An 8892-nucleotide genomic window follows, 5' to 3' on the forward strand; every position below is an offset into this window, starting at 1 on the left:
GGTCACTTCGCCAGCTGGGCGTCTGCTGCCAGGGTGTCCGTTGTCGCCGTGTGGCCGAGCGTGCGGTCGAAGACGGTCAGCAGGAGATAGAGCACGCCGGCGGCGAGCATGACCCAGGCGAGCCGGTGCATGCCGCCGGTGTCGGCGCGTTGCCCGAACGACGCGGCGGTCGCGGACGAGGCGATCAGCGAGCCGATGTAGGCGAAGGTGCGCAGCAGCCCGGCCGAGGAGGCGGTGCGCTCGGGATCGGCCTGGTGGAAGAGGGAGTTCTGCAGGGCCAGGTTGTTCAGGCCCTGCGGGACACCGAAGACCAAGGAGACGAAGAGCAGCATCCACAGCGGGCTCTCCCCCGAGAGCGTCAGCATCACCAGGCAGGCGACGATCTGCCCGGCCGCACCGGCCAGCAGCTTCCCGCGCACACCCTCGCGGCGCCCGGCCATGACCGAGACGCCGACCGCGAGCAGGAACATGGGGGCCTGGGCCAGCCCGGCGTGGAAGGGCGTCAGTCCGTAGCCTTCCTCGGTCCACTGGCTGAAACCGTAGAGGAAGGCGTAGCTGACGACGTAGGCGACCAGGGCGCGCCCGTAGGTGGCCAGGAGCGGCGTGTTGCCGCGGAGTACCCGCAGGTCGATGAAGGGAGCGGGGGCCCGCAGCTCCCGCGCCGCGAACGCGGCTCCCGCTGCTGCGGCGATCACCGGCAGATACCAGTCGCGCAGGTGCGGGTTCATCAGGAAAAGCAGCAGGGAGATGAGCATGGCGGCGAACAGGCCCATGCCGGGCAGGTCGAGCTGGGTGGCCAAGCCCCCACGCCGCGGAGGCCCACCCGCGTCGGCCGGCCTGGGCAGCCGCCACCGGCTCCACAGCATGGCCGCGACGGCCAGCGGCACATTCAGCGCGAACGTCGCCCGCCAGCCACCCACCGCGATCAGCAGACCGCCCAGCAGCGGGCCGACGACGGCGACGGTCTGGTTGGCGACCGCGAGGGCGGTGAGCACCCCGCCGGGGCTCTCCCGCCCGGTGCGCTCGGCCTCGCTGCGCAGCAGCGCCATCGCGGCGGGATAGCCGGCGCAGGTACCGAACCCGAGCAGGACACGCGCGACGACCAACACGGTGAGGTCCGGCGCCAGGGTGCCGACGGCACCGGCGACGGCGACAAGACCGGTACTGAGGAGAAGGAGCCGGCGCGGCCCGAAGATGTCGATGAGCCGGCCCACGACCGGCTGCCCGAGCGAGGTGGCCAGGTAGAGGGCGGAGACCAGCCACGCGGTCTGCGAGGCCGGCGTGCCCAGGGCGTTCCCGATGGGGGCGAGCGCGACGGAGATGACCGTCGTGTTGATCGGGTTCAGTATCGAGCCCAGCAGCATCGGCGGCAGCAGCCGCCGGTCGAACCCCGGCTGCTCCGCCGCACCTTCGACGTCCGTCTTCGCACCAGTCATCAGTCAGCGCTCCCGTACGGCCACGGCCGCGACCACAGTCTGGCGTCCCCCTCCCGCGCACCCGCCCCGCAACCCGCCGACGATCCTCATCTTGCGGCCGGGCCGTCGGGGGGTTCTGTGAGGTCGGGGTCCACGGAGAGAACGGGGTAGAGGCCGGTGTTCTCAAGAGATGCGGCATCCGACCGGGCTGTACGAAACGTTTGTGCAGCGCCGTGTTGCACATGCAGCACGCAAAACACCCCCCTGATCGCGTTTCCGCAGATCAGAGGGGTGTTTACAAGCGGGAGCGGTGGGATTTGAACCCGTCAAGATGAGGCTTCTCACCTGCGGTTTTCTCGAAGAGGCGGACGAATGGGGGCGTCTGGGGCCTGTAGTGCCGGGTCCGGTCCTGCCCAATCGGGCTCCGCGCTGCACATGCAGCACGGAGGGAGCGGTGGGACAACTGGGTCGCCGCAGCCACTCGGCACTTCGCAGGTATGCGTCGCTGAGCCCCTATGGACGGCATCTGAGCCCATGCCTCAATACCGTGTGCATCAGCTCCTGCCTTTTCACTTTCCGTGGTCAATGGGCCTGCGCGGGGACCAACGAGGCCGCGACCACGATGCCTCGTGCCGGTTCCGGATAAGGCCACAAACACTGAGCGTCGTAGTTTGCACGAGGACTCACTGGGAGTCGGGGTGGCTGCCGTCGTGCCGTGCGCCGCGTTCCCGGCCGGGTGCTGAACGATGGGGCGAGCTATCGGTGCGCGGAGCCGTAGCGAGCCCACCCCTGATCGAGCAGCTCGAACCCCACCTCCATGGCCGACTCGGGATCGTCCTGACGGGCCATGAGCGGGATCTGTAGGGCGAACCGCGCGTAGAAGCGGATTTCCGCACTCGGTTCGGCGAGCCCGAACTCTTCGGTGAGCACCGCGATGAGGGCGTCCTCGTGGCGTAGCCACATCCTCTCGGCGTACTCGATGAGGGAGGGGGTGTCCTCCATGAGGGCCATGATCCGGCTCATGGGTTCGGTCTGCAGCAGGGTGATCTCGGCGAGATAGTGCGCCTTCAGTGCTTCGGAGACCGTCGTTTGCGGGGTGCGGTCTCTGACGGCCGCCACGAGCCGGTCCTGCTGCTCGTTCTCCGTGCTGAAGACCAGCGCCTCTTTGCGGGGGAAGTGCGCGAAGACCGTCTTGGGCGTCACGTCCGCCTTGTCCGCGATCTCGCGCACCGTGACCGCGTCAAACCCGCGCTCAAGGAACAGGCTGGTCGCCGCTTCCAGGATCGCCGTCCGGGTCGCTGTCTTCTTCCGCTCACGTCGCCCGACGGGCGCGTCGTTCTCCATGGCCTCGATTCTACCCCTGAGGTAATCCTATACCAAGAGTATAGATACACTCGGTATAGTAAGAGTCCGAGTGAAGCCAGTGAGGTCTCTTGGGGCCCGGTTAGGGCGCCGCCTCCGGCGGACGAATGAAGGACACGGACATGACAGAAGGCATCGACTTGATCTCGCCTCGCGACTCCGGACCTGCCGCGCCTGCTCAGCGCCGGAGCGCGGGAAGACTGCTGATCGCCGGACCGGTGATCTTCCTGCTCGCGGAGTTCACCGCCGCGATGGTGTGGACCGATCCCGCTTACAGCTACACCCATCACTTCATCAGCAACCTGGGCGTTCACGGGCCGTCGACTCTGTTCGGGCAGTACATGTACTCGCCGTTGGCCTGGGTGATGAATGCCGGCTTCTTCTTGTTCGGCCTCACGATCCTGGCGGGGATCGTCGCGTTGCGGGACCTGGCGGGGCGGGGCCGGTGGGCCACGTTGGTGCCCGCGGCGATGCTGGCCGTGGGCGGTGTCCTGCTCGCCCTGTTTCCCGGATCCGGCGAGGCGCTTGAGGACGGCTCCGGGCAGTACCACAGCACGGGCGCGTTCCTGGGCTTCGTCGGTGGAAATGTGCTGGCCATCGTGCTCGGGCGTCGCTGGCAGCGCATCGGTGTCTCCCCGCGTACGGGGCGAGCTCTCATCACGGTGGGCGTGATCGGCCTGGTGTCGATGGCCGCCTACCTCGGCCTGATCGTGAGCGCGGGCGATGACCCCGTCGGCGTCATCGGGCTGATCGAACGCGGCGCCGTCCACCCGTTCCTGATCGGACTCATCTGCGCCGGGGCGGCGATCAGTAAGCGGCGCGGCGCCAGCACGGCACCGTCTCTTCCTGCCGGCGCGCACGCAGCCGACTGACATCTGTCCCGTCGACTCCGGTCCTGTTCCGGTGCCCCTCTGCGGCCATTCCTCAAGGTCTGTGCCCGATTCCCCGTCGAATCGTCCGGGACATGGAGGCGGGCGGGTTACCGGAGGGTGGGTGGTTGGCCTGGTGCAACAGCAGGTCAGATGCGGTCTTCGGCCTCACGCTCGGATTCGGGGTCGGTGTGCCGCGCGTGTGGCAGCGCCGATTGTGCGGGACCGTTCGGCTGGTCCTCGGGGATTCGCCAAGAGGCGTACGCGAGCTGGTAGCCGTACAGGTGCTCGGAATCGTGCCCGCCGGGTGCGGCCCGGCAGCTCGCGTGCGGCGGGCTGCCCCTGTGGGATCCGTGGGACCAGGTCCCACGGAGGGGAGGGTGCGAAGGCCCGCGCCCAAGGGAGGTGGTGCCGATCCGGGGCAAGCGGAGCGCATGTGCAACACCGCTGTGCTGCATGTGCAACACGCAAAGCACCCCCCTGACCGCGTCTCCGCAGATCAGAGGGGTGTTACAAGCGGTAGCGGTGGGATTTGAACCCACGGAGGAGTTGCCCCCTCACGCGCTTTCGAGGCGCGCTCCTTCGGCCGCTCGGACACGCTACCGAGAGGAACTCTAGCCCACGGGGGCCGTAGGCCGAAATCGGTATCCGGAGGAGCGGGGGCGCAGAGGTCAGCGGGAGCGGAAGAAGGTGGTCAGGAGGGTGGCGCAGGGGGCTGCGAGGACGCCGGTGATCACTTCGGGGCGGTGGTTGAGGCGGCGGTCGCGTACGACGTCCCAGAGGGAGCCGACGGCGCCCGCCTTCTCGTCGGCCGCTCCGTATACGACGCGGTCGAGGCGGGACAGCACGATGGTGCCCGCGCACATCGTGCACGGCTCCAGGGTGACGACGAGGGTGCAGCCGGTCAGCCGCCACGAGCCGAGCGCGCGGGCGGCCTCCCGGATGGCGAGTACCTCGGCGTGGGCGGTGGGGTCACCGGTCGCCTCGCGCTCGTTGCGGCCGGTACCGATCACCGTGCCGTCCGCGGACAGCACGACGGCGCCCACCGGGACGTCACCGGTCCCGGGGGCGAGGGCGGCCTCGTCCAGCGCCTGTCGCATCGCGGCGGTCCAGGGATCGCGCAGTGGATCGGGCGCCGGGGTGTGGAGCGGCGAGGCGGGGAGGGGGCCGGGCACGGAGCCGGGCACGGGGGCGGTCATGCCCCCAGTGTCCGGGACGGGTGTTACCGCCAGCGCCCGTGGCGGGCCTTACCTCCCGTGTCCGTGACGGGTCTTGCCTTCCATGTCCTGACGGGCGATACCTCCGGTGTCCGTGACGGGCCCTACCGCACGGCCTCCAGGACGTCCGTGCAGCCGAGGGAGTCGGCGATCTCGGACAGGGCGTCGGTGTCGAGGGCGAGCAGTTCCTTCTCGCCGATGCCCAGGTCGGTCAGCAGGCCCGGATCGCCGAGCGGGCCGGACGGTGGTACGGGAACGTCGGCCGACGCGGCCGTCTCCTCGCCCCCGCCGTCCGCCGGGTCGGGCTCGCCGTCCTCCGTACCGTCCAGGTCGAGGCTGTCGAGGTCGTCCGCACCCTCCTCGTCGCGGCCGAGCAGCTCGTCGGTGAGCATCGCACCGTACGAGCTGCGGGCAGCGGCGGCGGCGTTCGAGATGAAGATCCGCGGATCGTCCTCGCCGTCCACGCGGACGACTCCGAACCACGTGCCTTCCTGCTCGATGTATGCCACCACCGTGTCGTCGTCGACCGCTGCCTCACGGGCCAGGTCGGCCAGATCGGTCAGGGTCTCCACATTGTCGAGCTCCGTGTCGCTCGCTTCCCACCCGTCTTCGGTGCGCGCGAGCAGTGCGGCGAAGTACACCGTGACTCTCCCACTGGTCATAGGCGTGCCGGGTCGGACGGGGCGACGCCTTCACGCCGCAGGTCCCCGCCCATCGGAATCGTGGCAGAAACAACGCGATTGCGCGGGGTCTTCGGCGTTGCGTCGTGCGGCCGTTCCGAGAGATGTGGCTCACGTCGGGTGGTGCGCAAGGTTCTGATGGGGCCAAAGAGGCGTTCGGCTACCAGCGGAACGTGCGCATTCTCATGGCCTGACGCATCCGGGCCGCCCGGGCGCGGCGGGGCTGGACGCGGTCGCGCAGCTCCTTGGCCTCGTTGAGATCGCGGAGGAACTGGGCGCGCCGCCGCCGGCGCGCCGCGTCGTTCTCGCCGCCGGTGGCCAGGCCGTCGGGTTCGGGAGCTTCGGGAGTTTCGGTGGGGTCGTCCCTGTGTACGGCCCCGTACGCGTCCCCGTGCGCGTTTTCGTATACGTCTTCGCTCGCGCCGCCATCGGCGCGCCCGCCACCACGGCCGGTTGCGCCGACGCGCTCGCCACCGCGACGGGTTCCGCCGACGCGTCCGCCACCGCGCCCGGACCGGCCTCCGCGTCCGCCGTCGCGGCCGGGCCCGCCGCCGCTTCCGCTCCCATTCCCGTCTGGCACGCCGTACACCGCCCTGGGACGAGGTCCATGCCCGGCGCCGGTGCGACAGACCGGGCGTTTGTGCCCACTTTCCCCCGGACCGGTGGTTCGATGCCAGCGCGGCGGAATCCGTTCCCGGCCCGCCCGGTGCCGACGGGGCGGGCGCCGGGGCTCCTGACCTCGGCTACTGTCGATGTCATGCGGATCCACGTCGTCGACCACCCGCTGGTGGCGCACAAACTCACTACCCTGCGCGACAAGCGCACCGATTCCCCGACCTTCCGGCGCCTCGCCGACGAGCTGGTCACCCTGCTCGCGTACGAGGCCACCCGCGATGTGCGGACCGAGCAGGTCGACATCGACACCCCGGTGACGGCGACCACCGGAGTGCGGCTGTCCCACCCCCGCCCGCTGGTCGTGCCGATCCTGCGCGCCGGGCTGGGCATGCTGGACGGCATGGTCCGGCTGCTGCCCACGGCCGAGGTCGGTTTCATGGGCATGGTCCGCAACGAGGAGACGTACGAGGCCCACACGTACGCCACGCGGATGCCGGACGACCTCTCCGGCCGCCAGGTGTACGTGGTGGACCCGATGCTGGCCACCGGCGGCACGCTGGTCGCGGCGATCCGGGAGCTGATCAACCGCGGCGCGGACGACGTCACCGCGATCTGTCTGCTGGCCGCGCCCGAGGGCGTCGAGGTGATGGAGCGCGAGCTGGCCGGCGCGCCGGTGACGGTCGTCACGGCGGCCGTGGACGAGCGCCTGAACGCCGACCGCTACATCGTCCCCGGCCTGGGCGACGCGGGCGACCGGATGTACGGCACGGCGGGTTAGCAAGGCTTCCAGAGCGGTTTCGGGGCGGGCCGTACCGTACGGGTCGCGGTCCCCGCCCCGGCCCCCGGATCACTTCTTGCAGTTCGGTCCCGTCTTCGACGGTGCCGTCAGCGCGGTGAGCGACTTCTGGGCGGCGGCCGGTTCGGCCAGGGCCTTGAACGTGTCGCCGATGATCAGGTCGACGTCCCCGGTCTTGCGGGTGTCCGTCTTGGACTCCGCGGCTGCGAGCTGCGTGCCCAGCACCTTCCGGGCTCCGTCGGACGCCGTCTGCGCGCCCAGGAGTACGCCCGTGCCCTTGACCTTCTTGTCGTAGGCGGGCGGGGCGTTGCCCACCTTGCCGACCTTGAAGCCGCGCTTCTTCAGCTCGTCGGCGGTCGTCTTGGCCAGGCCGGCGCGTGCCGTCGCGTTGAGGACGTTGACGGTGACGTCGGCGGGCCGGGGCAGCGGCTTGCCCGTACCGGACGATGCCGCGCCGGCCTGCTTCGCGCCGCCCGGCGGGCATTTCTCCTCGTCCTGCGCGGCCTGGGCCGTACCGCCCTTGCCGCCGAAGACATCGATGAGCTGCAGCGTGCCCCACCCGGCCAGGGCGAGGGCGCAGACGGCGGCAGTGATCAGCAGAGTGATCCGCCGGCGGTGACGGGGACGGCGCATCCGCGGATACCTGTCGCCCGTGATGCGGTACTTCTTACCGCCCATGCCGGGGGGCGTCAGCATGCTCATGTCCGCAGCGTAGTGCGGTGCACGACCCATGCCTACTAAATGATCAATGTGTGGCGGGAGACCCCACCCGAAAGGGCCAATCCGTTCCGCCGATCAGGGGGCGGGGCCGTGTCGGGCGGTCTCCGGCGGGGTGTCAGCCCAGTTCGAGGACGCGGGCGTGCAGCACCTGGCGTTGCTGGAGGGCCGCGCGTACGGCGCGGTGCAGCCCGTCTTCCAGGTAGAGGTCGCCCTGCCACTTCACGACGTGCGCGAAGAGGTCGCCGTAGAAGGTGGAGTCCTCGGCGAGCAGCGTCTCCAGGTCGAGCTGCTGCTTGGTCGTCACCAACTGGTCAAGGCGTACCGGGCGAGGGGCAACATCCGCCCACTGGCGGGTGCTCTCCCGGCCGTGGTCCGGGTACGGCCGCCCATTTCCGATGCGCTTGAAGATCACACGGAAAGCCTACCGGGCCATCGGCTCCGGGCGCAGCCATGCGGACGGAGTGCGAAGGCGACAAAGGGTGGCAATTCCGGAGCGCGGGGCCCGGGAGGCGGGTGCGGAAGCGGGGTACGGAGGGTGGCGCGCGACCCGTGCGGCCACGGTGGGCGAAGGGCGGCCGCGGACCGGGACGGGCGGGCGACGGTGGGGAAAAGTGGCGCGACGCGCCCCCGAGGACGGCCGGAAATGAGTGCTGGGCGGGTTGCGGGAGCCGGAACGGACGGGCGGGCGGGCCGTGCGGTGTTTCCCTTCGGCGCGGCAAAGAGTGCCGAATTCCGCAAAGCCCGTGGATGGTGCGGCGAGGGCGAATTCGACACGAACGAATTCGACACGAACGAGGTACCGCTCGTCGTGCCGGGCGGATACGGGCGGCGGGGGGTGGTACGGCCGCTCCCCGGTACGGGCACTCGCTGATACGGCCGCTCCCTGGTACGGCCGCTCCCTGCCCGTCAGCGGCCGGGCGCGGTGGACGGCACGGGTGCCCGGCCGGGTGTGCCCGCGCCGGAACGGTCGCGCGCGGCGGAGAGCGGTGCGGAGGACGGTGCGGAGGGCGTTGCGGCGGCTCCCTGCCGGTGCGCTTCCTTATGTGCGGAGTCCGCGGATGCCTCGCCGGTACGCGGGCCCGGGGACGGGCTGTCGCGCCGAGCGGTGGGGTTGGTGGGGTTGGCAGGGCTGGTCGGGTTGGTGAGGCCGGTGGGTGAGGGGGTGGAGACGGGGTCCGCGGTGGAGGGGCTGGAGGAAGGACGGGGCGTGGGGGCGGA

The 8892-nt window shown here is 70.5% G+C and carries 9 protein-coding genes, 1 tRNA gene and 1 pseudogene; 2 read left to right on the forward strand and 9 right to left on the reverse strand.

Annotation, left to right across the window (positions count from 1 at the left end; all coding sequences use genetic code 11):
- Positions 1-2: 2 nt before the first annotated feature.
- Both IH45_RS0122690 and IH45_RS0122695 read right to left on the reverse strand, forming a co-directional pair.
- Positions 3-1436 carry an MFS transporter gene (locus tag IH45_RS0122690; RefSeq protein WP_030671362.1) on the reverse strand — a complete coding sequence of 478 codons (1434 nt, stop codon included), beginning with the start codon at positions 1434-1436 and terminating at the stop codon, positions 3-5.
- A 735-nt stretch (positions 1437-2171) separates the two neighbouring features.
- On the reverse strand, positions 2172-2759 hold the full coding sequence (locus IH45_RS0122695; protein WP_030671366.1) for a TetR/AcrR family transcriptional regulator: 588 nt from the start codon (positions 2757-2759) through the stop codon (positions 2172-2174).
- 140 nt (positions 2760-2899) lie between these two features.
- On the opposite strand from IH45_RS0122695, the gene IH45_RS0122700 reads away from it, so the two are divergent.
- The gene (locus IH45_RS0122700) at positions 2900-3649 is read left to right on the forward strand and encodes a DUF998 domain-containing protein (protein WP_030671369.1); all 750 of its coding nucleotides are present in this window, start codon (positions 2900-2902) and stop codon (positions 3647-3649) included.
- A gap of 514 nt (positions 3650-4163) precedes the next feature.
- Here IH45_RS0122700 and IH45_RS0122705 read toward each other — a convergent pair.
- The 4 genes from IH45_RS0122705 to IH45_RS1000000145395 all read right to left on the reverse strand — a co-directional run bounded on the left by IH45_RS0122705 (position 4164) and on the right by IH45_RS1000000145395 (position 6123).
- Positions 4164-4250 (reverse strand) — tRNA-Ser (locus IH45_RS0122705).
- 67 nt (positions 4251-4317) lie between these two features.
- Positions 4318-4845: a tRNA adenosine(34) deaminase TadA gene (gene tadA / locus IH45_RS0122710; protein WP_050515087.1), complete on the reverse strand. Its 528-nt coding sequence runs from the start codon at positions 4843-4845 to the stop codon at positions 4318-4320.
- A 122-nt stretch (positions 4846-4967) separates the two neighbouring features.
- The gene (locus tag IH45_RS0122715; protein ID WP_234440632.1) at positions 4968-5525 is read right to left on the reverse strand and encodes a tRNA adenosine deaminase-associated protein; all 558 of its coding nucleotides are present in this window, start codon (positions 5523-5525) and stop codon (positions 4968-4970) included.
- 178 nt (positions 5526-5703) lie between these two features.
- Entirely contained in the window at positions 5704-6123 is a 420-nt protein-coding gene (locus IH45_RS1000000145395) for a hypothetical protein (RefSeq protein ID WP_158813237.1), read from the reverse strand.
- Between the two features lie 177 nt (positions 6124-6300).
- Between IH45_RS1000000145395 and upp the strand changes: the two genes are divergently transcribed.
- On the forward strand, positions 6301-6936 hold the full coding sequence (upp, locus tag IH45_RS0122725) for a uracil phosphoribosyltransferase (protein WP_030671381.1): 636 nt from the start codon (positions 6301-6303) through the stop codon (positions 6934-6936).
- Positions 6937-7005: 69 nt separating this feature from the next.
- On the opposite strand, the gene IH45_RS0122730 is transcribed toward upp, so the two are convergent.
- The 3 genes and pseudogenes from IH45_RS0122730 to IH45_RS1000000150060 all read right to left on the reverse strand — a co-directional run.
- Positions 7006-7656, reverse strand: coding sequence for a LytR C-terminal domain-containing protein (locus IH45_RS0122730; RefSeq protein WP_030671386.1), 651 nt, complete (start codon positions 7654-7656; stop codon positions 7006-7008).
- 133 nt (positions 7657-7789) lie between these two features.
- Entirely contained in the window at positions 7790-8086 is a 297-nt protein-coding gene (locus IH45_RS0122735) for a type II toxin-antitoxin system VapB family antitoxin (protein WP_003986294.1), read from the reverse strand.
- Between the two features lie 494 nt (positions 8087-8580).
- Positions 8581-8892 (reverse strand): annotated as a pseudogene (locus IH45_RS1000000150060) (hypothetical protein); the annotation flags it as partial.

This window comes from Streptomyces rimosus subsp. rimosus (assembly GCF_000720725.1).
In the GTDB taxonomy this organism is placed as follows: Bacteria; Actinomycetota; Actinomycetes; order Streptomycetales; family Streptomycetaceae; genus Streptomyces; species Streptomyces rimosus_A.

Excerpts from the sequence above, each read along its gene's own strand:
- IH45_RS0122690 (WP_030671362.1), bottom strand. The coding sequence starts at position 1,436 with ATGACTGGTGCGAAGACGGACGTCGAAGGTGCGGCGGAGCAGCCGGGG.
- IH45_RS0122695 (WP_030671366.1), bottom strand. The coding sequence starts at position 2,759 with ATGGAGAACGACGCGCCCGTCGGGCGACGTGAGCGGAAGAAGACAGCG.
- IH45_RS0122700 (WP_030671369.1), top strand. The coding sequence starts at position 2,900 with ATGACAGAAGGCATCGACTTGATCTCGCCTCGCGACTCCGGACCTGCC.
- tadA (WP_050515087.1), bottom strand. The coding sequence starts at position 4,845 with ATGACCGCCCCCGTGCCCGGCTCCGTGCCCGGCCCCCTCCCCGCCTCG.
- IH45_RS0122715 (WP_234440632.1), bottom strand. The coding sequence starts at position 5,525 with ATGACCAGTGGGAGAGTCACGGTGTACTTCGCCGCACTGCTCGCGCGC.
- upp (WP_030671381.1), top strand. The coding sequence starts at position 6,301 with ATGCGGATCCACGTCGTCGACCACCCGCTGGTGGCGCACAAACTCACT.
- IH45_RS0122730 (WP_030671386.1), bottom strand. The coding sequence starts at position 7,656 with ATGAGCATGCTGACGCCCCCCGGCATGGGCGGTAAGAAGTACCGCATC.